The organism is Azospirillum sp. ST 5-10, assembly GCF_051225715.1.
In the GTDB taxonomy this organism is placed as follows: domain Bacteria; phylum Pseudomonadota; class Alphaproteobacteria; order Azospirillales; family Azospirillaceae; genus Azospirillum.
Genome location: NZ_JBPJSP010000003.1, coordinates 86,568 through 111,152 on the forward strand (window position 1 = coordinate 86,568; position 24,585 = coordinate 111,152).

Consider the following 24,585-nt stretch of genomic DNA (forward strand, 5'->3'; position numbering starts at 1 on the left):
TTCCGGAGGAGGGGGCGCCCGCCGAGGCTCCCGGTGGACGAACCGGAGGTGGTGCGGTGCCGGCAGGGCTAACACAATGGGCGAGGAGGCGTGTTCAACCCACGTTCAGAATAGGGGCTTTCGGTTCAACGTGGGTTGAAGGTGATCGCCTCCGCCAATGGACGCCGACGCCGCGGCGGCATGGCCGCGGCGAAGCCCGCGTCTCACCCCTGCTCCCCCGTCGCTCCGGTCGTCACCCCGCCAGCACGGTGATGTCGGCATGGCTCAAGGTGCGGGCGGTGAGTGTGGCGATGGTGACCGCCGCGCCCGAGCCCGTACCGTCGGCGTCGAAGGACAGCACCCCGGTCGCGGTGTTGAAAACGAACGCGGCCGTGCCGTCGGCCGGGTTGTCGAGCGCGAAGGTCGCCGCCGACAGGGTCCCCGTGGTGAGGCCGCCGAAGTTCGGGCTGTACACCGCGATCCGGTCCACCCCCACCTCGAAGTCGGCGATCACGTCGCCTCCGTCCTGCGGCGAGCGGATCACGAACACGTCCGCCCCCTGGCCGCCGTAGAGCGTGTCGGCACCCAGGTTGCCGTCGAGCCAGTCGTCGCCGAGGTTGCCGTGGAGCAGGTCCCCGTCCTGGCCGCCGTGCAGCGTGTCGCTCGCCTGCCCACCGAACAGCGTGTCCGCACCCGGGTTGCCGAACAGCACGTCGTCGCCCGCGTTGCCGTAGACCACGTCCAGCCCGAGCCCGCCGAGCACCACGTCGCCGTCGCCGTCGCCGGCCAGCGTGTCGTCGCCCTGGCCGCCGCCCAGGCTGTCCGCGCCCATGTTGCCGAAGATCCACTGCGGCAGCACCGCCGCCACGGCATCCACGGTGTCGTTGCCCTGGCCGCCGAAGACGGTGTCCCGGCCGCCGGACACGATGATCCGGTCGTCGCCCTGGTTGCCGTAGACGAGGTCGGAGCCCGGCCCGCCGTCGATGGTGTCGTCGCCCTCCAGCCCGCTGACGCTGCCCACCCCGACCAGCCAGTCCGCGCCCGCCGTCGGCCCGCCGGCGGCCGGAGGCGGGGGCGGCGAGGACGGCGAGGACGGCGATGGCGGGGACACGGCCGTCAGCACGACATCGTTGCCGCCGGCGCCACCCCGGTAGCTGATGCGGAGCAGCCGGTCGCCGGCCGTGAGCAGCGCCCCGTCCGCCAGTCCGGCGAAGGTGCCGGCCACCGCGTCCGTGCCGTCGTTCTCGACGAGGACGAAGCTGGTGCCGATCGCCGGCTGGTAGGCGTCGACAAGCCGGATGTCCAGGGTGGCGCCGCCGAGGTCGACGGTGCCGGTCACCCGGACGCTGTCGTACTGGCCCGCGGCTGCGCCGTCGATCTCCTCCTCGACCACCGCACCGGCGGCGAGCGAGAGGTTGCCGGTGGCCAGCGTGCCCGGGCTGCTGCCGGCGGCGAGCCGGCCGCCGCTCGCGACCGACACGGCGCCGGCGACGCTGCCCGACCCGGCCAGCGTCCCGCCGGCCTGCACCGCGACGGCGGACTCCAGGGAGCCCTCGACCCGCAGCCGCCCGCCTCCCACCGTGGTGGTGCCGTCATAGCGGCTGGCGCCCGACAGCGTCAGCGTGCCGCTGCCGTTCTTGGTCAAGCCGCCAGTGCCGGAGATGGCGCCGGCATAGGTGGTGTCCGTCCCCTGGTCGACCGTCAGGGTCGCGGCGCCGAGCAGGACGGTGCCGCCGGTGGCGCCGCCGCCGGACAGGGCGCCGACGGACTGGTCGAAGCCATCGAGGTCGACGGCAACTCCGGCCGCGTCGGCCAGGACGAGCGTCGTGGAGGCCAGGACACCCGCCGCGCCGACCCGCAGCGTGCCGGCGCTGACGGTCGTCGTGCCGGTGTAGCCGTTGGCGCCCGACAGCGTCAGCGTGCCGCTGCCCTCCTTGGTCAGGCCGCCGGCGCCGGTGCCGATGGCGCCGCTGATTGCGACGTCGCCGACGCCGCCGACGGTCAGGGCGGCGCCGGCGCCGCCGATCGCGCCGGACAGGGTGAGCGTGCCGGCGTCGGCGGCGATGCGGGCGTCCGAACCGAGCGTGATGGCGCCGCCGAAGCTGTTGGCGCCGGATCGATTGCGCAGCGCACCACCGCCGGACACGCCGGTGCCGCTCAGCGTCAGCGCTTCGGCCCCCACGGCGATACCGCCCTGAATGTCCAGCGCCGCGCCCGCGGCGACGGAGGTCCCGCCCGTGGCGCTGCCGAGCGCCGTGGCGTTCTGAATGGTGACCACACCGGCGCTGACGGTCGTCGTGCCGTCGTAGCCGTTGGCGCCCGACAGCGTCAGCGTGCCGCTGCCCTCCTTGGTCAGGCCGCCGGCGCCGGAGATGGCGTTCGACAGCGTGGCGTCGTTGCCGTTGGTGTCGACCGTACCGCCGCCGGTGCCGAGGGTGACGGCGTTGCCGATGTTCAGCCCCGTGACGTCCGTGCGCAACCGGCCGTTGCTGTTCATGACCATGCCGCCGGTGCCGAGGGCACCGGCCGCGCCGATGGCGAGCGTGGTGTCGCTGATCGTGGTCGTGCCGGAGTAGTTCGCATTGGTGCCCGAGATCACCAGCGTGCCGGCGCCGGACGTCGTCAGATCGCCCTCGCCGGCGATGGCGTCGGGACCGGCGATCGTCCGGCTGCCGACGGCAATGGTGAAGGCGACGGTCGTGTCTTCTTGGAGGTACATGACCGCGCCGCGGGCTTGGCCCGCGCCGCCGCCCCCGCCGACGGGAGCGCCGGCGCCGCCCGCTCCCCCGGTGACGCTGTAGGCACCGGTGAAGCCGCCGTCGATGATCGTGAGCGAGCCGCCCTCGCGCACGAAGACGGCGCCACCGAGGGCCGCGCCGCCACCGCCACCGGCACGGCCAGCACCGCCGAAGGGGCCGGCAGCCCCGCCGGTTCCGCCACCGCCGCCGCCAGCCCCGAAGCCGCCCGCGCCGCCATTCTGGCTGTAGCTCGGATAGACGCTGCTGCCGCCACCGCCACCGCCGAAGGCACCGGCCCCGCCGGGGCCGTGCTGGGCGCCACCGCCACCACCGCCGAACTCACCGCCGCTGCCGCCGCCGCCTTCACCGCCGCCGCCGCCGCCGCCGCGACCGCCCATCCCGCCAAGCGCGCCCGCGTTGCTGGCACCACTGCCGCCGCCACCGCCCGAGAGCCCGCCCGCCCCGCCCGCGCCGGACCCAGACGACACCGCATTGCCACCACCGCCGCCGCCGCCCAACGGAAGGCCGGCACTGCCTGGATTTTGTGGCGAGCCGCCGTTGCCGCCCCCCACACCGCCGGTTCCCGCGTCCCAAACGGTACCAGGACCGCCGTCGATGGTCGCCCCGCCGCCGCCGCCGCCGCCGCCGGAGCCGACGATGCCGCCGTCGCCGCCGCCGGGGCCACCGTCACCCCGCTGCCCTCCTCCTCCTCCTCCTCCTCCGATGCCGCCGATGCCGCCGGTCCCGAACTCACCGCCGCCGCCGCCGCCGGCATGGCCGCCGGCGCCGCCAGCACCGGCATAGCCACCGCCACCGCCACCACCGGCGACGCCTCCGGGACCGCCGACACCGCCGAGACCGCCGCCGCCGCCGCCGCCCATTCCGACAGCCCCGGACCCCCCCGTATCACCCCCGGCCCCGCCAATTGCCGATGCGTCGCCGACCGACACACCCTCGAGCGTGACCTGTGCGCCGCTGTTGACGAAGACGGCGGCCCCCGCACCCAACCCGCCGCCGCCGCCGCCGCTCATCGTGCTGCCGTCGCCGCCGTTCCCGCCCTGCGCCACCGCGTTGTCGATGGTCAGGTTCATGATCACGACCCGGCCGCTCTGGACGAAGAAGGCCCGCCCGTTGCCCTGGGCATCCACCACCTTGTCGCTGCCCACGATGGCCAGATCGGTTGTGATCATCGGCAGCGGACTCTGCAGTCGAATGCTGCCGGCAAGCGATGCGTCGATCGTGATCGTGTGCCCGTCCGTGGTTGCGGTCGCATTCGCCGCCAAAATCGCGTCACGAAGCGTGCCGACGCCGCTGTCGGCCGTGGAGGTGACGTAATAGTGCATGGCTGTATCAGGGCCCTCCTAAGCACATATCCACCATGTCGATGGATAAATTCAAAATTGATATGATCGATCTAAGACAATCGCCTGTTATTGTGGAGCTACATTCCAGATCTCCCGGCAAAATACCGCGTCGAAAATTGTTCTATGTTCAAGATTTATTGAATCACGATGGGCACCGAAGCAACGCCGGACGCCTTGGCCGATCAATCCGCAGGTGATCGTGGGGGAAATCCTGCTGGACGAGGCAGGCGTCCCGGCAGAGGGGGCGCCGGCCAAGGCTCCGGGTGGGCGAACCGGAGGTGGTGCGGTGCCGACAGGGCTAACACAATGGGTGAGGAGGCGCGTTCAACCCACGTTCAGAATAGGGGCTTGCGCATCAACGTGGGTTGAAGGTGATCGCGCGCGACAACGGGGCGGTCGTGGACGGGACACCCCGCCATGGGCACGCTCGCGATCGGGAGCGTCCGGGCCAGGCGTCGCCGGCGCCCCGGATCGTCTGGGCAATGAGGCCGGCATCACGGCGCGGGATGGCGGACGGTGCCGCGGCGTGGCGTCGATCCGCCCGCGGTCCGCTCACCGTCCCGCCGCGGCACCGTCGACGAAGGGGGCGACGGTCACCCGCCGGCCGATGAGGAAGGCGTCGGCCACCAGGCGCAGCGGCGCCAGGTCCACGTCTGACCGGCCGGCGGCGAGCAGCTCGGCGAAACGGGCGTAGATGCCGGCGTACTCCGTGTCGGGCGCGTCGACCACCGGCGTCCCGTCGATGGCGAGGCGGCGGCCGCCGCCCGACAGCAGCAGCTCGCCGTCCGCCGCCTCGGCCCGGATCTCCCAGGTCGGCGGCCCCTCCTGGCGCCAGTCGAAATCGGCGGTCACCGCGGTCGCGCCGGCCGCGAAGTCCAGCCGCGCCGCGATCGGCGTCTCGCAGTTCTCCGGGAACTCCAGGACCGCCCCGGCGAGATGGAGCGGGAACGGCACGATCGCGGTGAGGATCGACAGGGCGTTGATGCCGGGATCGAACACGCCGAGCCCGCCGGCCCGCCAGATCCAGTCCTGCCCGGGGTGCCAGCGCCGCACGTCCTCCTTCCAGGTTACGGCGATCCGCCGCACCGTCCGGCCCGCCAGCCACGCCGCCGCCTGCGGCACCGCGGCGGCGAAGCGCGAATGCCAGGTGGCGAACAGGGTGACCCCGGCGGCGGCGGCACGGCACGCCAGGTCCTCCACCTCACCCAGGGTAGCGCCGGGCGGCTTCTCCAGCAGGACGTGGCGCCCGGCGGCGATGGCCCGGGCGGCCAGGGCGTGGCGCACCTGGGGCGGGGTGCAGAGCGCCACCGCGGTGATGTCCGGGCGGTCGCGCAGCAACGCGTCCAGCTCGGTGTGGGCGGGGACGCCGTCCAGCCGGCCGTGGCGGCTGACCGTCGCCGCCAGCGCGAAGGCGGGGTTGCCGGCAATGCTCGGCCGGTGCTGGTCGCGGGCGATCTTGCCGACGCCGACGATGGCGATCCGGTGCGGTGTCGAGACCATGGCGCGCGCGGTCCTTCAGTGGGAATCGCGGCCGACCGCGCGGCCGCGGCAGCCTTTGAGGAAGTCGAAGTCGGCGCCGGTGTCGGCGCCCTCGACGTGGGCGTGGAACAGTCCGGCGTAGCCGCCCCCCGGCGGCGGCGCGGGCGGGCGCCAGGCGGCCAGGCGGGCGGCGATCTCCGCGTCGGGCACGTCCAGGTGCAGGCGCCGGGCCGGCACGTCGAGCTCGATCGCGTCGCCGCTGCGCACGATCGCCAGCGGCCCGCCCACCGCCGCCTCGGGCGCCGTGTGCAGCACGACGGTGCCGTAGGCGGTGCCGGACATCCGCGCGTCGGAGATGCGCACCATGTCGGTGATGCCCTTCTTCAGAACCTTGGGCGGCAGCCCCATGTTGCCGACCTCGGCCATGCCGGGATAGCCCCGGGGCCCGCAGTTCTTCAGCACCATGACGCAGCTCTCGTCGATGTCGAGGGCGGGGTCGGCGATGCGCGCCTTGTAGTCGTCGATGTCCTCGAACACCACCGCCCGCCCGCGGTGGCGCATCAGCGCCGGCGAGGCGGCCGAGGGCTTGATCACGGCGCCGTTGGGGGCGAGGTTGCCGCGCAGCACGGCGATGCCGCCCTGGGGCGTCAGCGGCCGGTCGAGCGGGCGGATCACCTCCGCGTTCCAGTTGCGGGCGCCGGCGACCTCCTCGGCCAGCGTGCGGCCCGACACGGTGAGCGCGCCGCCGTCGACCAGCCCGGCGTCGAGCAGCGCGCGGAGGACCACCGGCAGGCCGCCGGCGTAGAAGAACTCCTCCATCAGGAACCGCCCGGACGGCATCAGGTCGACGATGGTCGGCACGTCGCGGCCGAGACGGTCCCAGTCGTCCAGGGTCAGCTCCACCCCGACCCGCCCGGCGACGGCGAGCAGGTGGATCACCGCGTTGGTGGAGCCGCCGACCGCGCCGTTGGTGCGGATGGCGTTGGCGAAGGCCGCGGCGGTGAGGATGTCGGAGGGCTTGAGATCGTCCCTGACCATGTCGACGATGCGCCGGCCGGAGAGCTGGGCCAGCATGCGCCGGCGGCTGTCGACCGCCGGGATCGCCGCGTTGCCCGACAGGGTCATCCCCAAGGCCTCGGCCATCGAGGCCATGCTCGACGCCGTGCCCATGGTGTTGCAGCTGCCGGGCGAGCGGGACATCGCCTGCTCCGCCTCCAGGAAGTCGGCGTTGGTGATCTCGCCGGCCTTCACCATCTCGCTCATCCGCCACAGGGCCGTGCCGGAGCCGACGTCGGTGCCGCGCCACTTGCCGTTCAGCATCGGCCCGCCGCTGACGACGATGGCCGGCAGGTCGACGCTGCACGCCCCCATCAGCAGGGCCGGCGTGGTCTTGTCGCAGCCGACCAGCAGCACCACGCCGTCGACCGGGTTGCCGCGCAGCGCCTCCTCCACGTCCATGGCGCAGAGGTTGCGGAACATCATGGCGGTGGGCCGCAGCGAGCTCTCGCCGGTGGAGAACACCGGAAACTCCAGGGGCAGCCCGCCGGCCTCCCAGACGCCCCGCTTGACCCGCTCGGCCAGGTCGCGCAGGTGGGCGTTGCACGGCGTCAGCTCCGACCAGGTGTTGCAGATGCCGATCACCGGACGGCCGTCGAACAGGTCGGCCGGCAGGCCCTGGTTCTTCATCCAGGAGCGATGATAGATGTTGTCGCGGCTGGTGCCGCCGAACCATTCCGCGGACCGCAGCCGCCGCGGCCACGCCGCCTTCGTGAAGCTCATGATGGGCGTTCCCTCACAGCGCGCCGGCCGCGACGGCCATGCCGTCCCGCCGCGGCTCGCCGACCGGCGGGCAGCGCAGCGGCAGGCCGAACTCCGGCGCCTCGAACTCGAAGAGATCCCCCGGCGCGGCGTCCGCGCCGCCGGCCGGCGCCGCCTTCTCCAGCGCCAGCAGATGGACGAGCAGGTCGCCGGGCCGGAGACGGTGGCGGTCGGCCGCGGCACGGGGCCGGTCCGCCGCGTCCGGCCGGAACGGCCGCTCCCAGAGCGCACGGCCGCCCCGCAGGAGGCGCACCGCGCCACTGAGCCCGGCCGGCGGGCCGCCGGCCAGCACTTCCGGGCCGACGGCGCAGGGCGCCGCGGCGTCGCCGGGTGCCACGAAGGCCAGGGCGCAGCCGATCGGCACCGGCGTTCCGTCGGCCGCCACCGCGCGCAGGCCGGCGAGCGCCGGCCGGAGGCCGACCGCCGCCGCGGGTGCCGGTCCGACCGGCCGCAGCGGCGCCAGCACGCGTCCCTGGTCGAACGCCTCGCGCAGGTCGACCGCCTCGTCGAAGCCCAGCGCGCCGGCCCGCTGCGCCAGCGTCTCCCCGGCCGCCGCGGCGGCCAGGGCCAGCGCGCCGACGCCGTCGACACTGCGCACGAGGTAGGCCTCGGGCCCGTCGCGCACGACGACCCGGGTGCGGCCGTCGCGGTGGCGGATCTGCGACACCAGCATGGCGGCGGCCCTCAGTCGCGGTTCTTGCTGGTGACGTCGAAGATGACGGCGGCCAGCAGCACCAGCCCCTTGATGAGCTGCTGCCAGTCGATGCCGATGCCGAGGATCGACATGCCGTTGTTGGTGACGCCCATGATGAAGGCGCCGACCACCGCCCCCATGATGGTGCCGACGCCGCCGCTCATCGAGGCGCCGCCGATGAACACCGCGGCGATCACGTCGAGCTCGAAGCCGAGGCCGGCCTTGGGGGTGGCGGTGTTGAGGCGGGCGGCGAACACCAGCCCGGCCAGCGCCGCCAGGAAGCCCATGTTGACGAAGGTGAGGAAGACCAGCCGCCGGGTGTCGATGCCGGACAGCCGCGCCGCCTTCTCGTTGCCGCCGATGGCGTAGACGCGCCGGCCGACCGTGGTGCGGCTGGTGACGAAGCTGTAGACGGCGATCAGCAGCGCCATGACGATCAGCACGTTGGGCAGGCCCTTGAAGGCCGCCATCAGCCAGGCGAGATAGACGATGGCGGCGGCGATCAGCCCGTGCTTGAGCGCGAAGACCGCCAGCGGCTCGTCGGCGGCGCCGTGCCGGCGCGCCCGCCCCCGGTCGCGCAGCGCCATCACCACCATCGCCGCCGCCAGCGCGCCGCCGACCAGCAGGCAGAGCAGGTTGAACCCGGCCATGCCGAACAGGTCGGGGACGAAGCCGGAGCTGAGCAGCCGGAACGCCTCCGGGAACGGCCCCACGGACTGGCCCTGCAGCAGCGCCAGCGACAGGCCCTTGAACACCAGCATGCCGGCGAGCGTGACGATGAAGGAGGGGATGCGGAAATAGGCGACCCAGTAGCCCTGGGCGGCGCCGATGGCGCAGCCGGTCAGCAGGCAGAGCGCCCCGGCGACGATGAAGTGCAGCCCGAACTGCACCATCAGCACCGCCGCCAGCGCACCGACGAAGCCCATCACCGAGCCGACGGAGAGGTCGATGTGGCCGGACACGACGACCAGCAGCATGCCGAGCGCCATGATGACGATGTAGCTGTTCTGCAGCACCAGGTTGGTGAGGTTGATCGGCTTCAGGAGGATGCCGTCGGTCACCACCTGGAAGAACGCCATGATCGCCAGCAGCGCGATCAGGATGCTGTATTCGCGCAGGTGCCCGTGGATGAAGCCGACGTAGGAGGCGGCACCCGAGCGCGCCGGCAGGCGGCTGTCCTGAACCGAGGCCATGGGATCACCCGTTCCGTTGCCCGTTGCGTGGAATGTCGTTGCGGCCGATGATCATGTGCATGATCCGCTCCTGCGTCGCCTCGGCCGCCGGCAGCTCGCCGACGAAGCGCCCCTCGTTCATGACGTAGATGCGGTCGCACATGCCGAGCAGCTCCGGCATCTCCGATGAGATCATCAGGACGCCGGTGCCGGCGGCGGCGAGGTCGTTGACGATCCGGTAGATCTCGTACTTGGCGCCGACGTCGATGCCGCGCGTCGGCTCGTCGAGCATGAGCACCTGGGGATCGGCGAACAGGGCGCGCGACAGCACCACCTTCTGCTGGTTGCCGCCCGACAGGTTGCCGGCCTTCTGCTCGACGCTCGGCGTCTTGATCGCCATGCGCCGGCGGAAGCCGTTGGCCACCGCCAGCTCCTTGTGGTCGTCCACCACCAGGCCGCGGGCGATGCCCTGCAGGTTGGACAGCGGGATGTTGCGGCGCACCGTCTCGTCCAGCAGCAGCCCATAGTGCTTGCGGTCCTCGGTGACGTAGCAGAGCCCGGCGTCGATGGCGGCGCGCGGGCTGTGCGCGTCGACCGGCCGGCCGGCGATCCGCATCTCCCCCGCCGCCCAGCGGCCGTAGCTGCGCCCGAACAGGCTCATCGCCAGCTCGGTCCGCCCGGCCCCCATCAGCCCGGCGATGCCGACCACCTCGCCGCGGCGCACCGTCAGGTCGACGCCGTCGACCGCCAGGCGGTCCGCCTGCGTGGGGTGGCGGACGGTCCAGCCGCGGACCTCCAGCACCGGCTCGCCCACCGTCGCGGCGCGCGGCGGGAAACGGTCGGTCAGCGGCCGGCCCACCATGTCGCGGACGATCTCGGCCTCGGCGATGGCGCGGCCACGGCAGTCCAGCGTGCGCACGGCGGTTCCGTCGCGCAGCACGGTGATGCGGTCGGCGACCCGCGCCACCTCGTTCAGCTTGTGGGAGATCAGGATCGCGGCGATGCCGCGCGCCTTGAGCTGCAGCAGCAGCTCCAGCAGCGCGTCGCTGTCGGTCTCGTTGAGGCTGGAGGTCGGCTCGTCGAGGATCAGCAGGCGCACCTCCTTGGACAGCGCCTTGGCGATCTCGACGAGCTGCTGCTTGCCGGTGCTGAGCCGGCCGGCCGGGGTGCGCGGCGATTCCCGCAGGCCGACCCGCTCCAGCAGGGCGCGGGTGCGGGTGTGCGTCTCGTGCCAGTCGATGATCCCGGCGGTGGCGCGCTCGTTGCCGAGGAAGATGTTCTCGGCGATGGAGAGCAGCGGGATCAGCGCCAGCTCCTGGTGGATGATGATGATCCCCAGCCGCTCCGACTCGCGGATCGAGCGCAGGCGCCGCTCGGCGCCGTCGAAGACGATGGTGCCGTCGTAGGAGCCGTGGGGATAGACGCCGCTGAGGATCTTCATCAGCGTCGACTTGCCGGCGCCGTTCTCGCCGACCACCGCATGGATCTCCCCGGGATCGACCCGCAGCGCGACGTCGGCGAGCGCCGTCACGCCGGGGAACGTCTTGGTGATCCCGCGCATTTCGAGCAGGGGCTGCATGGTTTGGCTCCGGCTGGTGACCGCCTCCCCCTCCCGGCACGGGAGGGGGAGGCACGGCGCACCCCGCCTCAGTTCTGGATCTGGTCCTTGGTGTAGTAGCCGCTGCCGACCAGCACCTTCTCCCAGTTGGCGGCGTCGACCGGGACCGGCTTCAGCAGGTAGGAGGGCACGACCTTGACGCCGTTGTCGTAGGTCTTGGTGTCGTTGATCTCCGGCGTGCCGCCCTTGAGCAGGGCGTCGACCATGCCGACGGTGACCTTGGCGAGCTCGCGGGTGTCCTTGAAGATGGTCGAGTACTGCTCGCCGGCGAGGATCGACTTGACCGACGGGACCTCGGCGTCCTGGCCGGTGATGATCGGCATCGCCAGGTCGCCCGAGCCGTAGCCGACCCCCTTCACCGACGACAGGATGCCGATGGACAGGCCGTCGTAGGGCGACAGCACCCCGTGCAGCTTGCGCCCGCCGCCGTAGTAGGCGCTCAGCAGGTTGTCCATGCGCGCCTGGGCGACCGAGCCGTCCCAGCGCAGCGTGCCGACCTTGTCCATCCCCATCTGGCCCGAGGGGATGACCACCTCGCCCTTGTCGACGAGGGGCTGCAGCACCGACAGGGCGCCGTTGTAGAAGAAGTAGGCGTTGTTGTCGTCGGGCGAGCCGCCGAAGAGCTCGACGTTGTAGGGGCCGGGGCCGCGCCCGCGCAGGCCCTTCATCAGCGACTCCGCCTGCTGCACGCCGACCTGGAAATTATCGAAGGTGGCGTAGTAGTCGACGTTGGCGCTGTCGCGGATCAGGCGGTCGTAGGCGATCACCTTGATGCCGGCGTCGGCCGCCGTCTGCAGCGCCTGCGACAGGGTGGTGCCGTCGATGGCGGCGATCACCAGGACGTTGGCCCCCTTGACGATCATGTTCTCGATCTGCGCCAACTGGTTGGGGATGTCGTCCTCGGCGTACTGCAGGTCGGTGGCGTAGCCGGCGTCCTGGAAGTACTTGACCATGTTCTCGCCGTCGGAGATCCAGCGGGCCGACGACTTGGTCGGCATGGCGATGCCGACGTACCCCTTGTCCGCGGCGCCGGCCGCGCCGGACACGAGGATGGAGGCCATGGCCAGGGCGGCCAGGGCGGTCTTGGCGATGTTCACGTGATCCTCCCCATCGGAATTGGCGCCGTTGGTCCGGCGGCTCGTCCGCATGCATCGGGCGCCGGTCCCGGTGCCTTGCTCGCTGGACAGGATCGGCCCGGCGCCTTATGCCTGTCAAATCAGTAGATCTGAACTTCCTATGCACGGAATGTTATATCATGACGCGGCGGCGGCGACCGCCGGGGGAGGATCGGGGTGGACGAGACGGGTGCCGACAGCCGCTTCCTGCGCCGCGGCCTGAAGATCAGCCATCTGCGGCTGCTGGCGGCGCTGGCCCAGACCGGGCAGATGAGCGCCGCCGCCGAGGCGCTCGGCATCTCCCAGCCGGCGGCGTCGCGGCTGGCCGCCGAGGCCGAGCGGATCGTCGGCGTCAAGCTCTACGAGCGCACCAGCCGGGGCATCGCGCTCACCGCCTGCGGCCAGGCCTTCGCCCAGCGCATCCGCCGCATGATGGACGAGATCGGCCAGGCCGAGCGGGAGCTGGCGGAGATCGCCGCCGGCGACGGCGGCACCGTCAACATCGGCGCGGTGACCGGCCCGGCGGTCGAGCACATGCTGCCGGCGATCCGCACGGCGCGCGTCGCCCATCCCGGCATCGCCGTCAACATGGAGGTGGCGACCAGCGACGTGCTGACGGCGAAGCTGCTCGACGGCACCCTCGACTTCGCGCTCGCCCGGCGGCCGCGCCACGACGACCCCGCCCTCTACAGCGAACGCGTGCTGGCCCCGGAGCCGGTCAGCCTGGTCGTGCGCACCGGCCATCCGCTGCTGCGCCGCGGCCCGCTGGAGCTGGCGCAGACCGTGGACTACGACTGGGTGCTGCCGCTCGAGGGCACGCTGCTGCGCACGACGATCGAGGCCCGGCTGGTGGCCGCCGGCATCCCGCTGCCGCGCAAGCTGCTCAACACCTCGTCGATCCTGCTGACCCTGGTGATGGTCAACCAGACCAACGCGGTGGCGCCCATGGCCAGCTCGGTCGCCGCCTTCTTCGGCTCCTTCGCGGCGCCGGGCAGCCCGATCCAGGCGCTGAGCCTGCGCGAGTCCCTGGAGGTCGAGCCCTACGCCCTCCTGCTCGCCGCCGGCCGCCGGCTGACCCCGGCCGCCCGGGTCCTGCACGACCTGGTGTCGCGCCAGCTCGACGCGCAAGGCCGCCGGACGGCGGACGCGGCGAACCGCGTCGCGGCGACGCCGTGACGCGCCCGGCCGGGACCGTCACCCCACCTGCCGGCCGATCAGGAGCAGGGCGAAACCGATCATCGAGAGGCCGCATAGGCCGTTGATGCGGCGCACCCCGGCCGCCGAGAAGCGCCGGCGCGCGACGCTGACGCCGGCGCTCAGGGCCAGCCACCACAGGGCCGAGCCGATGAAGATGCCGACGGCCAGCGGCGCCGCGCCGCGCGGGGCGGCGGGGTCCATGGTCAGGGCCGGCACCATCGTCGCGAAGAGCGACGCCGTCACCGGGTTGCACAGGGTCAGGACGGCGGCGGCGGAGTAGCAGCCGAGCAGGGCCGTCCGCGCCATCGCCGGCGCCGCCCGCACCCCGCCGCGCCGCAGCGTCCGGCAGCCGGACAGGAGCAGAAGGGCCGCCGCGACCAGGCCCACGGCGCGGGAATGGGGCGGGGCCAGCGCACCGAGCAGCACGGTGCCGAGGGCCGCCAGCGCCGCATAGGCGGCGTGCACGGTGGCCGCCCCGAGCCCGGCCGCGAAGCCGCTGCGGAAGCCGCCCTCCAGCGCGCGCTGGATGCACATCGTTCCCGTCGGCCCGACCGGGGCGGCGACCATCAACCCCAGGACCATGCCCGCGAACACGTCGTCCATGTCGGCCGCCCGCACCGTCCGTCCTTCCCGGCGGCCCTTCCCGGTCCCGCCCGTCCCGATCCCGCCCGGCGGCTACTGGCGGATCAGCCAGGGGCGCGGCACCTCGTTCAGCCCGATCTCGGTGCCGTCCGGCCGCAGGCCCTGGCCGACGCGAACGGCGTCGGCGGGCCGGGGCGCCGCGGGCGCCGGGCGGACGGCCAGCGCCACCGTGTCGCGCTCGGGATCCCCGGTCGCCGCGCCGAGCCGCACCGCCGGCCCCGACGCCGCGGCCCGCGCCGGCGGGGCTGCCTCCTCGCCGGCGGCCACGGTGCCGGGCGCGGCGACCAGCAGGGCCATGACGGCGGCCCCGACGGCGACCACGACGGCGGCCGCGACGGACCGGCAGGCCTCTCTTTCCATCCCATGCGTGCGCATCGCGATCTCCCTCCCGGCACCGCCGCGTCACCGCGGCATTCCAAAAAGATGCCGAAAGCTGCCCATCGCAACCGGCCCGGCGCATCGCGCGATCGCGTGATGCACCCCCTTCTGAGATGGCGCTCCCCCCTTTGCGCAGCGGCCCGCCGCCGATTGCCGGCTTAGCGTTGCCCCGATCGTCGGTTCGGGGGGCGCTGCGGTCGACATGGTGGGGGTCCCGGTTCGTACGGCCGCCAAGACGCCCGCCGCGGCGCCGGCGGCGCGGCGCTGCGGCGGCGGCGGCGGCGGCGGGAGCCGCGGGCGGCGGCTAGACGCTCAGCGTGAGGTGGTAGGTGTACATGTCGCCGCGGAACAGCCCCTCGACGTACTCGATCATCCCGCGGTCGGCGGCGTAACTGCGGCGCTTGATCAGCAGGCAGGGCACCGGTTCGGCGAACCCGAAGATGGCGCACTCCTCCGGCGTGGGGGCCGTCGCCTCGACGGTCTGCGCGCAGTGGGTGAGGGCGACGCCGCAGCGCTCGTCGAGGCAGGCGTAGACCGACCGCGACAGGTCGGCGTCCGCCAGGCCCGGCGCCGCGTCGAGATGGTACCAGGCGGTCTCCCGCGACATCGGGACGCCGTCGCCGCGGCGCACCCGGACGAGCTTGAGGAGCCTGGCGGTCGACGGCAACCCGAAGATCGAGGCGATCGAGCGGTCCTGGACGACGCTCTTCTCCAGCACGTCGGCCGACGGCACCCGGCCCAGCTCGCGCATCTCCTCGGTGAACCCCTTCAGACGGTCCATGCCCGAGTGCAGGCGCGGCCCCTCGCCCTGGACGATGAACCCCAGCCGGCCGTGGGCGCTGAGCAGCTTGCGATGGCGCAGCCGATGATAGGCGCGCTGCACCGTGGCGCGGCTCACGCCCAGGCTTTCCGCCAGCTGGCGTTCCGCCGGCAGCGTCGTCCCGGCCGGCAGGGTGCCGCTGTGGATCAGCGCGTGGAGCTGCTCCTCGAGCTGCTGGTAGAGCGGCTTGGCCGTGTCGTTCCGCAGGTGGATGCGCGACGGCAGCGACGGCCAGCCGCCGCCCGACGGCGGCACGCCGGCCGACGACGACGGCACGCCGGCCGACGACGGGGGACCGCCGCTCGCGTCGCGTTCTCCGACAGGGCGCTGCCTCGGTGCCATAGGGGTTCACATGGTGGAGGTCCGGATGGAGTCGACCGCTCCCCTGTTCGTCCTGGGAAGCTTCGTCACCGCCTGCTCGGCGAAGGTACCACGCTTCCCCCGGCCAGGGGAATCCCTGTGCGCTCAATCCTTTACGTTGGAGGCCGGGGGCAAGGGGTTCAACCTGATGCTGGGCGCGCACCGCCTGGGCGCCGGGGTGGACGGGCTTCTGCCCATCGGCGGCGACGCGTTCGGGCGCATCGCCGAGGAGACGGTCGCCCGGTGCGGCCTGCCCGCCGCCGTCCTGCGGCGCTACCCGACGGCGACGGGCAGCGGCATCGGCTTCATCGACGCCGACGGGGAGAACTGCCTGGCCGTCTTTCCCGGCGCCAACGGGGCGCTCGCCGCGGCGGACGTGCGGGCGGCCGCGGCGAACCTGCGGCGCAGCGCGCTGGTGCTGGCGCAGTTCGAGATCGCCGACGCGCCGGTCGCCGAAGCCTTCGCGCAGGCGCGGGCGGCCGGGCGGCCGACGCTCCTCAACCCGTCGCCGCTGCGGCCGCTCGGCCCGGGCATCCTCGAGCACACCTCGATCCTGGTGCTCAACCGGGTCGAGGCCGCGCACCTCGCCGCGCTGCTCGGCATCGCCGATGCCGCCGGGCCGGAGGAGGCCGGACCGGAGGGGGCCGGACCGGAGGAAGCCGCGGCCGTTGCCGGGGCGCTGCTGCGCCGCGGCCCGGAGACGGTCGTCGTCACGCTGGGGCGGCAGGGGGCGGTGGCGTGCCGGCGCGACGGCACGCGCATCCACCAGCCGGCCTTCCCGGTGACGACGCTCGACACGCTCGGCGCGGGAGACGCCTTCACGAGCGGGCTGGCCGTCGGCCTCGCCGAGGGGCGGCCGTGGGCCGACTGCCTGCGCCGGGCCGCCGCCTGCGGCGCGCTGACCACCCGGCGGCTCGGCGTGTTCGACGCCCTGCCGACCCGGGCGGAGCTGGAGGGCTTCCTCGCCGGCGTCCCCTGAAAGCGCCGCCGGCGGGACCGCGGCCGCGCGGTATCGGATGGGTATTGGATCTGTTTTGGACTGGCGCAAGGCTCCGGGCGCGCCTATGCTGGGCGTTCCCTTCTGCGGCACGGAGGAGAGCGCCATGCCTGGTCGGAACGCCGCGGACGAGCGGCACGGCCCGCCGCCGCGGCACGCCCGCGGGTCGGCGGCGGCGGCACCCGTCCCGGCCCCAGTCCCGGCCCCTGTCCCGACCGGAGAGGCGGGCCTGCCGGCGGAGGCGTTCGGCGCCCTGCTCGACCGCCTGCAGCAGGGCATCGTGCTGGTCGACGCCGCGGCGCGCGTGCTCTTCCTCAACCGTGCGGCCGACGAGCTGATCGCCGCGGAACGGGGCCTGCGCCTGCAGGGCGGCGTCCTGCACGCCGCGCGGCCGTGCGACAGCGCGGTGCTGAAGGACGCCATCGCCGCCTGCGCGCCGGGCGCCGGGGCGGACGACCGGTTCTTTCCCGTGGCGACGGCCGAGGGCGGCCCGCCGCTCGCCGTCGCCGTCCTCGGCCTCGGCCTCGCCGGGAGCGGGCCCGCGGAGCGGTCCGCCGGCCCGGCGGCGGCGGTGCTCGTCGCCGACCCCGCGACCTTCGGGCCGCCCTCGGCGACGCAACTGCGGCGTCAGTTCCGCCTCACCGCCGCCGAGGCCGCCCTCGCCGTCGCGCTGATCGGCGGCGGCGGGCTGGCGGCGTGCGCCCGCCGCCTGGGCGTCTCCCGCAACACCGCCGGCACCCATCTCCGGCACGTCTTCGAGAAGACGGCGACCGGCCGCCAGGCCGAGCTCGTCCACGCCCTGCTCAGCGTCCGTCACGGGCTGCGCACGCCCTGAGGGACCCGCGCGCGCATCGTTGCCAACACCGACTGTTTGCCGTCTTGCGTTTCAAAAAGTCATACAATATGCTTTTTCCACCTCGGCCGACAAAAAGCCGCCCGGAGCGGGCCCGGCGCCCCGCATGCGCCCCCGAGGCACACCCAACGCGAGGCCAACATTAGGCCAACATGAGGGAGGAAACCGGATGTTCCCGATGAAGCGCCTGGCGCCGCTGGCGGTGGCGTGCGTCTGTGTCGTCTCGGCCGCCCAGGCGGCCGACCTGACGGTCGGATTCTCGCAGATCGGCTCGGAATCGGGCTGGCGCAGCGCCGAGACCTCGGTCACCAAGACGGAGGCGGAGAAGCGCGGCATCACCCTGAAGATCGCCGACGCCCAGCAGAAGCAGGAGAACCAGATCAAGGCGATCCGCTCCTTCGTCGCCCAGGGGGTCGACGCCATCTTCCTCGCCCCGGTGGTCGCCACCGGCTGGGACACGGTGCTGCAGGAGGCCAAGGAGGCGGAGATCCCGGTGGTGCTGCTCGACCGCACCGTCGACGCCGACAAGGGCCTGTACCTCACCGCCGTCACCTCCGACACCGTGCACGAGGGCCGGGTGGCCGGCGAATGGCTGGCCAAGACGGTCGGCGACAAGCCGTGCCGCGTCGTCGAGCTGCAGGGGACCGTCGGCTCCAGCCCGGCGATCAACCGCAAGAAGGGCTTCGACGAGGTGGTCGCCAAGCATCCCAACATCACCATCGCCCGCAGCCAGACCGGCGACTTCACCCGCACCAAGGGCAAGGAGGTGATGGAGAGCTTCCTCAAGGCGGAGGACGGCGGCCGCGGCATCTGCGCCCTCTACGCCCACAACGACGACATGGCGGTCGGCGCCATCCAGGCGATCAAGGAGGCCGGCCTGAAGCCCGGCAAGGACATCCTGGTGGTGTCGATCGACGCGGTGCCCGACATCTTCAAGGCGATGGCCGACGGCGAGGCCAACGCCACCGTCGAGCTGACCCCCAACATGGCCGGCCCGGCCTTCGACGCGATCCTCGCCTACAAGGAGACGGGCAAGGAGCCGCCGAAGTGGATCCAGACGGAATCGCGCCTCTACACCCAGGCCGACGACCCGGCGAAGGTCTACGAGGCGAAGAAGGGCATGGGGTATTGAGCGGACGTCTCCCTCCCCCGCCCCCGGCGGGGGAGGGAAGGGGCCCATGCGCAGCATGGGAAGGGTGGGGGCTGGGTCCCGGCGGGGATCGCCCCCGTTCCCCGCTCTGAACGCCCGCGCTCTTGCAACACCTTGCCCCCACCCGGCCGCGTCGCGGCCACCCTCCCCCGCCGGCGGCGGGGGAGGGTCGTCCCCACGGAACCGCCATGGCCCATTCCCCTCCCCTCCTCGAGGCGACCGGCGTCGCCAAGAGCTTCCTCGGCCAGACGGCGCTGGAGGGCGTCGACTTCACCCTGCGCGCCGGCGAGGTGCACGCGCTGCTCGGCGAGAACGGGGCCGGCAAGTCGACCCTGATCAAGGTGCTGACCGGCGTCCACCGGAGCGACGCCGGCACCGTCCACCTGGAGGGCGCGGCGATCGCCCCGCAGGGCACCGGCGAGGCGCAGGATCTGGGCATCGGCACCGTCTACCAGGAGGTCAACCTGCTGCCCAACCTGTCGGTGGCGGAGAACATCTTCCTCGGCCGCCAGCCACGCCGCTTCGGCCTGGTCGACCGCCGCGCCATGGAGCGGCGGGCGCGGGCGATGCTGGCCGGCTACGGCCTCGACCTCGACGTCTCGGCCCTGCTCGGCCGCTTCTCCGTGGCGGTCCAGCAGATCGTCGCCATCGCCCGCGCCGTCGACCTCTCGGGCAAGGTGCTGATCCTCGACGAGCCCACCGCCAGCCTCGACCACGCCGAGGTGGAGACCCTGTTCGCGGTGGTCCGCCGCCTCAAGGCGCGCGGGCTCGGCATCGTCTTCATCACCCATTTCCTCGACCAGGTCTTCGCCCTGGCCGACCGCGTCACCGTGCTGCGCAACGGCCGCCGCATCGACACGGTGGCCGTCGCCGACACCGACCCCATGGCCGTGGTGCGGATGATGCTGGGCCGCGAGCTGGAGGCGGCCGAGCACGGCGCCGGCCGGCCGCCGCGCGACGGCGCCGCCCCCGCCATCGCCTTCGAAGGCTACGGCCGGCGCCGCTCGGTGGCGCCCTTCGACCTCGCCATCCGGCCGGGCGAGGTGATCGGCGTCGCCGGCCTGCTCGGCTCCGGCCGCACCGAGACGGCGCGCCTGCTGTTCGGCCTCGACACGCCCGACCGCGGCACCGCGCGGGTCGACGGGCGGACGGTCCGCATCGGCTCGCCGCGGCGCGCCGTGGCGCTGGGCTTCGGCTTCTGCCCGGAGGACCGCAAGACCGACGGCATCGTCGGCGACCTGTCGGTGCGCGAGAACATCATGCTGGCGCTGCAGGCCCGGCGCGGCTGGCTGCGGCCGCTGCCGCGGGCCGAGCAGGCGGCGCTGGCCGAGCGCTTCGTCGCCGCCCTCGACATCCGCACCGGCGACATCGAGAAGCCGGTCAAGCTGCTGTCCGGCGGCAACCAGCAGAAGGTGATCCTGGCGCGCTGGCTGGCGACCGAGCCGCGCCTGCTGATCCTCGACGAGCCGACCCGCGGCATCGACGTCGGCGCCCACGCCGAGATCATCCGCCTGATCAACCGGCTGTGCGACGCCGGCATGGCGCTGGTGGTGATCTCGTCGGAGTTCGACGAGCTCGTCGCCTACTCCAGCCGCGTCGTCGTGCTGCGCGACCGCCGCCACGTCGGCGAACTGCCGGGCGGCGCGCTCAGCACGACGGCGATCATGCGCATGATCGCCGGCGGCGACGCCGCGGGAACGGAGGCCGCGTGATGCCCGGAACCGTGTCGCGCGCCTGGACCGGCGCCCTGCCGCAGGTCGCCACCCTCGCCCTCATCCTGCTGGCGAGCTGGCTGGCCTTCCCCGGATTCTTCGACGTCACGGTGGCCGACGGCCGGCTCTACGGCAGCCTGATCGACGTGCTGAACCGCGGCGCCCCGGTGGCGATCCTCGCCGTCGGCATGACCCTGGTGATCGCGTCGGGCGGCGTCGACCTGTCGGTCGGCGCGGTGATGGCGGTCGCCGGCGCGGTGGCGGCGACCCTGGTCGCCGACGGCCAGCCGCTGGCCCTGGCGCTGGCCGGCGCGCTCGGCGCCGGGCTGGCGTGCGGCCTGTGGAACGGGCTGCTGGTCGCCATCCTCGACATCCAGCCGATCGTCGCCACGCTGATCCTGATGGTGACCGGCCGCGGCATCGCCCAGCTCGTCACCGAGGGGGCCATCGTCACCTTCGTCGACGACGGCATGGCCTTCATCGGCTCGGGCGCCGTCGCCGGCCTGCCCATGCCGGTGGTGATCGCCGCCGCCCTGACGGCGGCCGCGGTGCTGCTGGTGCGCCGGACGGCGCTGGGCGTCTTCATCGAGGCGATCGGCGTCAACCGCCGCGCCAGCGTGCAGGCCGGGCTCGACGCCCGCCTCGTGCTGGTCGCCGTCTACGTCGCCTCGGGCGTCTGCGCGGCGCTGGCCGGGGTGATCGTCACCGCCGACATCCGCGGCGCCGACGCCAACAACGCCGGCCTGTGGCTGGAGCTGGACGCCATCCTGGCGGTGGTGCTGGGCGGCACCTCGCTGTTCGGCGGCCGCTTCTCGATCCTCATGTCGATCGTCGGCGCCCTGATCATCCAGGCGATGAACACCGGCATCCTGATCTCCGGCTTCAAGCCGGAGTTCAACCTGATCCTCAAGGCGGCGATCGTCGCCGCCATCCTCGTCCTGCAGTCGCCGCAGGCCGGCCGCGCCGCCACGGCGGCGGCCGCCCGCTGGCGCGCCCGGAGGCGCTGAGCGATGAACGCCCGCACCTTGCCGCTGCTCGCCACCCTGGCGATCTTCGTCCTCGCCTACGCGCTCTGCGTCCTGCAGTTCCCCGCCATGCTGTCGACCCGGGTGGTCGCCAACCTGCTCACCGACAACGCCTTCCTCGGCATCGTCGCGGTCGGCATGACGTTCGTCATCCTGTCCGGCGGCATCGACCTGTCGGTCGGCTCGGTGATCGCCTTCACCGGCGTCTTCCTGGCGGTCGCCATCGGCCAATGGGGCATCCACCCGCTGGCCGCCTTCGCCCTGGCGCTCGCCGTCGCCACCGCCGCCGGGGCGGTCATGGGGGCGATGATCCACCATCTGGAGATGCCGCCCTTCATCGTCACCCTGGCCGGCATGTTCCTCGCCCGCGGCGTCGCCTTCGTCATCACCACCGACTCGCTGCCGGTCGCCCATCCCTTCTACGACACCCTGCACCAGCTCTATTGGCGCCTGCCCGGCGGCGGGCGGTTCACCCTGATCGCCGGGGCGATGATCCTGGTGACCTTGGCCGGCATCGTGCTGGCCCACCGCACGCGCTTCGGCGCCAACGTCTACGCGCTGGGCGGCAACCGCGCCTCGGCCGAGCTGATGGGGGTGCCGGTCGGCGCCACGACGATCGCGGTCTACGCCCTGTCGGGCTTCACCGCCGGCCTCGCCGGCATCGTCTTCTCGCTCTACACCTCGGCCGGCTACCCCCTGGCGGCGGTCGGGGTGGAGCTCGACGCCATCGCCGCCGTGGTGATCGGCGGCACCCTGCTGAGCGGCGGCGCCGGCTTCGTCGCCGGCACCTTCATCGGCGTGTTGATGCAGGGGCTGATCCAGACCTATATCGTCTTCGACGGAACCCTCTCGAGCTGGTGGACCAAGATCGTCATCGGCGCCCTGCTCTTCGCGTTCATCGTCCAGCAGCGGGGCCTGGTCTGGCTGTCGGCCCGCCGCCTGAGCGCCGGAGGCGCGACGTGATGACCGAGCGCCGGGAGCGCGACCTGACATGACCCCCTTCGCCATCGCCTCGCTGGGCCGGACGGCGGCGCGCACCCACCACGCCCACGTGGTGCGCGAGCTCGGCCAGCAGATCATCGGCGGCCATTTCCCGGCCGGCAGCGTACTGCCCAGCGACGCCGTGCTGCTGGCCCGCTTCGGCGTGTCGCGCACGGTGCTGCGCGAGGCGATGAAGACCCTGGCCGCCAAGGGGCTGATCCAGGCCAAGGCGCGCATCGGCACGCGGGTGCTGGAGCGCTCCCACTGGAACCTGTTCGACCCGGACACCCTGGCCTGGCACATCCAGAGCGGCATCGACCGCCGCTTCCTCGCCAGCCTGGCCGAGGTCCGCCTGGCCCTGGAGCCGGAAGCCGCCGCGCTGGCCGCCCGCCGCCGCGGCGCCGACGACGTCGCCGAGCTGCACCGCCTGGCCGAGCGCATGGCGGCGCGCTCCAACACCGCGGCGAGCTTCGCCCACCACGACCTGGAGTTCCACCTCGTGGTGGCGCGCGCCTCGGGCAACCCCTTCATGCGCTCGATCAGCGCGCTGATCGAGGCGGCGCTGGCGGCCGCCTTCCGCATCTCCTCGCCGGCCGACGACCCGGCCAAGCTGGCGGCCTCGGCCGAGGAGCACCGGCGCATCGCCGCCGCCATCGCGGCGGGCGACGAGGACGGCGCGCGCGCCGCCATGCGCCAGGTCATCCGCTCCGGCGCCGACCGGGTGGCGGGCGCGCTCGCCGACGACAGCGACGGGGGGGAGGGACGATGATGAGGCTGGTGGCCGACTGCGCCTGCGAGCTGGGCGAGGGCGCGCTGTGGCACCCGGAGCGCGGCGAGCTGCTGTTCGTCGACATCGCCGGCCGCACACTGCACGCCATGGCCGGCGACGGCGGCGACCGGCGCCAGTGGCGCTTCGCCGAGCCGGTGTCGGCGCTGGGCTGGATCGACCGCCGCCGGGTGATCGCCGCCACCGCCACCGGCTTCCTGGAGTTCGACCTGGAGGACGGCACCGCCGTGCCCGGCCCGCCGCTGGAGGCCGAGAACCCGCGCACCCGTTCCAACGACGGCCGGGTCGACCGCCGCGGCGCCTTCTGGGTCGGCACCATGGGGCGGCGCTGCGAGCGCGGGCTCGGCGCCCTCTACCGCTACGACGGCGCCACGGTCGAGCGCCTGCGCGCCGGCCTGTCGATCCCCAACGCCTGCTGCTTCTCCGGCGACGGCCGCACCGGCTACGTCGCCGACACGCCGACGGGCCGCATCCTGCGCTGGCCGCTCGACCCCGCCACCGGCCGCCCGGCCGGCGAGCCGGAGGTGTTCGTCGACCTGTCCGGGCGCGGCGAATTCCCCGACGGCGCCGTGGTCGACGCCGAGGACCATGTGTGGTGCGCCCTGTGGGGCGGCGGCCGGGTCGCCCGCTACCGCCCCGACGGCAGCGAGGAGCGCTCGCTGTCCCTGCCCGTCTCGCAGCCGACCTGCCCGGCGCTGGGCGGCCCGGACCTGCGCACCCTCTACGTCACCACCGCCTGGGAGGGCCTGGACGCCGACCGCCGCCGCGCCGAGCCCGACGCCGGCGGCGTCTTCGCCGCCGAGGTCGACGTCCCCGGCCTGCCGGAGCCGCGCTTCCGCCCGGCGTGAGGGGCGATCCGCACCGCATAGGATATGGATGCCCTCTCCCCTCCCCCGGCCCCGCCGGGGGAGGGAGGGGCCCGCGGAGCGGGAGGGTGGGGGCAAGGTGATTACGGTGGCGCCAGCGCGTCCGTGTTGCAAAGTGGGCCTGAGGTAGTCTTGCGGAACCCTGCCCCCACCCGGCGCCTGCGGCGCCACCCTCCCCCGGCGGAGCCGAGGGAGGGTCAGGTCGGATCACCCAAGGAAATGTGCGAACCCGCCCCCGCCCCCCTCGGCCCGCCCCGCGTCAGCCCTCCCGCCGCCCGGCCGGCGCCAGCAGCCGGTCGCGCAGCGCCCCGACCGTGCGCTCGAACACCTCGGGCCGGTCGAGGGCGCGCGCCAGCACGATGGCGCCCTGGATGCCGGCGACCGTCTCCTCGGCGAGCGCCGCCGCCTCGGCCGGCGACCGCCCGCCCCGCTCCAGCGCCCCGGCCAGCGCCTCGACCCAGCGCGCGAAGTAGCCGCTGACGGCGGCGGCGAAGCGGTCGCGCGAGTCGCCGAGCGCCAACGCCCCGACGAGGCAGACGCGCCGGCCCGAGCGGAAGTAGCGGACGGTCGTCCCGACCATCTCCCCGACCGCCCGCTCCACGTCCTCCGCCGCGCGCAGCGGCTGGAACATGTGGGCTTCGAACCAGCCGTCGATCTCGGCCAGCACGGCGGCCGCCATCTCCTCCTTCCCGCCGGGGAAGAAGTGGTAGAGGCTGCCCTTGCCGAGGCCCGTCGCCTTGGACAGCAGCGACAGGCTGGCCCCCTCGAAGCCGTGCTCGCGGAACACCTCGGCGAGCGCCGGCAGGGTGTCCGCGCGCTCGGCGACGATCCTCGGCATGG

20 protein-coding genes are annotated in these 24,585 nt (G+C 73.6%); 9 read left to right on the forward strand and 11 right to left on the reverse strand.

All coding sequences use genetic code 11. The features are described 5' to 3' along the window. Positions 1 to 232: 232 nt before the first annotated feature. The 7 genes from ACSBPG_RS04710 to chvE form a co-directional block, all read right to left on the reverse strand. Positions 233 to 3,907 carry a beta strand repeat-containing protein gene (locus tag ACSBPG_RS04710; RefSeq protein WP_435535960.1) on the reverse strand — a complete coding sequence of 1,225 codons (3,675 nt, stop codon included), beginning with the start codon at positions 3,905 to 3,907 and terminating at the stop codon, positions 233 to 235. 726 nt (positions 3,908 to 4,633) lie between these two features. After that, positions 4,634 to 5,581, reverse strand: a complete 948-nt coding sequence (locus tag ACSBPG_RS04715) for a Gfo/Idh/MocA family protein (RefSeq protein WP_435535961.1) — start codon at positions 5,579 to 5,581, stop codon at positions 4,634 to 4,636. Positions 5,582 to 5,596: 15 nt separating this feature from the next. After that, positions 5,597 to 7,339 (reverse strand): L-arabinonate dehydratase, encoded by a 1,743-nt coding sequence (gene araD / locus ACSBPG_RS04720; protein WP_435535962.1) that lies wholly within the window; start codon positions 7,337 to 7,339, stop codon positions 5,597 to 5,599. A gap of 13 nt (positions 7,340 to 7,352) precedes the next feature. Next, the gene (locus tag ACSBPG_RS04725) at positions 7,353 to 8,051 is read right to left on the reverse strand and encodes a hypothetical protein (RefSeq protein ID WP_435535963.1); all 699 of its coding nucleotides are present in this window, start codon (positions 8,049 to 8,051) and stop codon (positions 7,353 to 7,355) included. An 11-nt stretch (positions 8,052 to 8,062) separates the two neighbouring features. Beyond that, positions 8,063 to 9,265, reverse strand: coding sequence for a multiple monosaccharide ABC transporter permease (gene mmsB, locus ACSBPG_RS04730; RefSeq protein WP_435535964.1), 1,203 nt, complete (start codon positions 9,263 to 9,265; stop codon positions 8,063 to 8,065). 4 nt (positions 9,266 to 9,269) lie between these two features. Next, positions 9,270 to 10,823 (reverse strand): multiple monosaccharide ABC transporter ATP-binding protein, encoded by a 1,554-nt coding sequence (gene mmsA, locus ACSBPG_RS04735; protein WP_435535965.1) that lies wholly within the window; start codon positions 10,821 to 10,823, stop codon positions 9,270 to 9,272. A 68-nt stretch (positions 10,824 to 10,891) separates the two neighbouring features. Further along, positions 10,892 to 11,959 carry a multiple monosaccharide ABC transporter substrate-binding protein gene (gene chvE, locus ACSBPG_RS04740; RefSeq protein ID WP_435535966.1) on the reverse strand — a complete coding sequence of 356 codons (1,068 nt, stop codon included), beginning with the start codon at positions 11,957 to 11,959 and terminating at the stop codon, positions 10,892 to 10,894. Between the two features lie 195 nt (positions 11,960 to 12,154). Here chvE and ACSBPG_RS04745 point away from each other — a divergent pair, with 195 nt between their 5' ends. Continuing rightward, positions 12,155 to 13,153, forward strand: a complete 999-nt coding sequence (locus ACSBPG_RS04745; RefSeq protein WP_435535967.1) for a LysR family transcriptional regulator — start codon at positions 12,155 to 12,157, stop codon at positions 13,151 to 13,153. 18 nt (positions 13,154 to 13,171) lie between these two features. Here the strand turns inward: ACSBPG_RS04745 and ACSBPG_RS04750 are convergent, their stop codons facing one another. From ACSBPG_RS04750 to ACSBPG_RS04760, 3 genes are all read right to left on the reverse strand, one after another. Next, the gene (locus tag ACSBPG_RS04750) at positions 13,172 to 13,777 is read right to left on the reverse strand and encodes a LysE family translocator (protein ID WP_435535968.1); all 606 of its coding nucleotides are present in this window, start codon (positions 13,775 to 13,777) and stop codon (positions 13,172 to 13,174) included. Between the two features lie 72 nt (positions 13,778 to 13,849). Further along, on the reverse strand, positions 13,850 to 14,191 hold the full coding sequence (locus ACSBPG_RS04755) for a hypothetical protein (RefSeq protein WP_435535969.1): 342 nt from the start codon (positions 14,189 to 14,191) through the stop codon (positions 13,850 to 13,852). A gap of 307 nt (positions 14,192 to 14,498) precedes the next feature. Further along, positions 14,499 to 15,290 (reverse strand): GntR family transcriptional regulator, encoded by a 792-nt coding sequence (locus ACSBPG_RS04760; RefSeq protein ID WP_435535970.1) that lies wholly within the window; start codon positions 15,288 to 15,290, stop codon positions 14,499 to 14,501. A 91-nt stretch (positions 15,291 to 15,381) separates the two neighbouring features. Here ACSBPG_RS04760 and ACSBPG_RS04765 point away from each other — a divergent pair, with 91 nt between their 5' ends. The 8 genes from ACSBPG_RS04765 to ACSBPG_RS04800 all read left to right on the forward strand — a co-directional run bounded on the left by ACSBPG_RS04765 (position 15,382) and on the right by ACSBPG_RS04800 (position 23,727). Continuing rightward, the gene (locus tag ACSBPG_RS04765; protein ID WP_435535971.1) at positions 15,382 to 16,353 is read left to right on the forward strand and encodes a ribokinase; all 972 of its coding nucleotides are present in this window, start codon (positions 15,382 to 15,384) and stop codon (positions 16,351 to 16,353) included. Between the two features lie 124 nt (positions 16,354 to 16,477). Further along, positions 16,478 to 17,206: a hypothetical protein gene (locus tag ACSBPG_RS04770; RefSeq protein ID WP_435535972.1), complete on the forward strand. Its 729-nt coding sequence runs from the start codon at positions 16,478 to 16,480 to the stop codon at positions 17,204 to 17,206. Between the two features lie 187 nt (positions 17,207 to 17,393). Further along, on the forward strand, positions 17,394 to 18,356 hold the full coding sequence (gene ytfQ / locus ACSBPG_RS04775; RefSeq protein ID WP_435535973.1) for a galactofuranose ABC transporter, galactofuranose-binding protein YtfQ: 963 nt from the start codon (positions 17,394 to 17,396) through the stop codon (positions 18,354 to 18,356). Between the two features lie 206 nt (positions 18,357 to 18,562). Then, a complete protein-coding gene (locus ACSBPG_RS04780; RefSeq protein ID WP_435535974.1) occupies positions 18,563 to 20,086 on the forward strand; it encodes a sugar ABC transporter ATP-binding protein in 1,524 nt (507 codons plus the stop codon). Next, positions 20,086 to 21,093 carry an ABC transporter permease gene (locus ACSBPG_RS04785; RefSeq protein WP_435535975.1) on the forward strand — a complete coding sequence of 336 codons (1,008 nt, stop codon included), beginning with the start codon at positions 20,086 to 20,088 and terminating at the stop codon, positions 21,091 to 21,093. The genes ACSBPG_RS04780 and ACSBPG_RS04785 overlap by 1 nt, the downstream gene beginning before the upstream one ends. A 3-nt stretch (positions 21,094 to 21,096) precedes the next feature. Continuing rightward, a complete protein-coding gene (gene yjfF / locus ACSBPG_RS04790) occupies positions 21,097 to 22,074 on the forward strand; it encodes a galactofuranose ABC transporter, permease protein YjfF (protein WP_435535976.1) in 978 nt (325 codons plus the stop codon). A gap of 28 nt (positions 22,075 to 22,102) precedes the next feature. Then, positions 22,103 to 22,861, forward strand: coding sequence for a FadR/GntR family transcriptional regulator (locus ACSBPG_RS04795; RefSeq protein ID WP_435535977.1), 759 nt, complete (start codon positions 22,103 to 22,105; stop codon positions 22,859 to 22,861). Next, positions 22,858 to 23,727: an SMP-30/gluconolactonase/LRE family protein gene (locus tag ACSBPG_RS04800; RefSeq protein ID WP_435535978.1), complete on the forward strand. Its 870-nt coding sequence runs from the start codon at positions 22,858 to 22,860 to the stop codon at positions 23,725 to 23,727. Before ACSBPG_RS04795 ends, ACSBPG_RS04800 begins: the two co-directional genes overlap by 4 nt. Before the next feature lie 277 nt (positions 23,728 to 24,004). Here ACSBPG_RS04800 and ACSBPG_RS04805 read toward each other — a convergent pair whose 3' ends face one another. Next, complete coding sequence (locus tag ACSBPG_RS04805) at positions 24,005 to 24,583, reverse strand: TetR/AcrR family transcriptional regulator (RefSeq protein WP_435535979.1); 579 nt, start codon at positions 24,581 to 24,583, stop codon at positions 24,005 to 24,007. Positions 24,584 to 24,585: the final 2 nt, after the last annotated feature.